The sequence below is a fragment of the Streptococcus sp. DD10 genome, assembly GCF_001578805.1.
Taxonomy (GTDB): domain Bacteria; phylum Bacillota; class Bacilli; order Lactobacillales; family Streptococcaceae; genus Streptococcus.
Genome location: NZ_KQ969162.1, coordinates 71,524 through 72,442 on the forward strand (window position 1 = coordinate 71,524; position 919 = coordinate 72,442).

Annotated in this window: 2 protein-coding genes; both read left to right on the forward strand. The window is 38.1% G+C overall.

Annotated features, from left to right (window positions below):
* On the forward strand, nucleotides 1–380 hold a 380-nt coding region (locus tag STRDD10_RS07620), incomplete at its 5' end, for a DUF1642 domain-containing protein (RefSeq protein ID WP_082782073.1).
* Nucleotides 377–661 (forward strand): hypothetical protein, encoded by a 285-nt coding sequence (locus STRDD10_RS07625; protein WP_067194633.1) that lies wholly within the window; start codon nucleotides 377–379, stop codon nucleotides 659–661. The genes STRDD10_RS07620 and STRDD10_RS07625, both read left to right, overlap by 4 nt.
* Nucleotides 662–919: the final 258 nt, after the last annotated feature.

Here is a 919-nt window from a genome sequence, read left to right on the forward strand (position 1 = left end):
TTCCGCAGTTTGTAGCAGATGTGATCGAGTTTTGTAAACAAAAAAATTACACATTATTTGAAGCAATGGACCATACGTTTGAATATAGAAAACCTGCAGAGTGGTTGGGGTGTGGGATTAATCAAGAAACTTTCGCCCGTGCTTGGCTTGACGGCTACGAGGTCGAGAAAGAGAAGCGGTATAAGGTCATCATCCGTAATGTTAAAAAGTCTCGTTCTTGCCTTACTTACAACATTGGCGAGGGTAAATGGTACTTTAAATCTTGGAATACCAAGGGTGGCGCTTTTCGTGTTAACCACACCCGTAAAGAACTAGAAGAAGCCAACTTCGGCTGGGTGTTTGATTGTCCAGGTATTGAGATTGAGGAGGTGAATTTGTGATTGATAAAATAAGACATTTACAACTTGCTGTTTTTAGTTTTGCTTGTCTTTTGAGTGTTGGTCTGTTGGTGATTCTTACTCATATGAAAAATCAAGATAATGAAATTCGCTATCTAAAGGAGCAAGTACGAGAGAATAGCAAGAGCTTGTTAAAAAATGCAGAGGTTGATCAGCGACAGGAGGTTATCTTGAACAAGCTGAATATGCAGTATCAGCAAGACGAACACAAGCGTGCTGAAATCTTGAAAGAAACAGCCGAAAAAAATAAAGTCGGAGGATAGAAAAGGAGGTAGCCGCATGACAACACTTGATGTATGGGCTCATAAGGAGCTGAAAGCTAGTGATGAAAAACTAGTTGAGTTTAAAGAAATTTTTGGTTTGTAAGATGTAAAAATGTTCTTTGAAAACTGAATAATGAATGGGTGTGAGAACTTTTTGTTGAAAACAAAAAAGCTGTACAAAACCATTGACATGTACAGCGTTAAGTGTTATAATAGTCTATGTAAGGTTGAGAAATCTAACAAATCCAACAGAAAGGG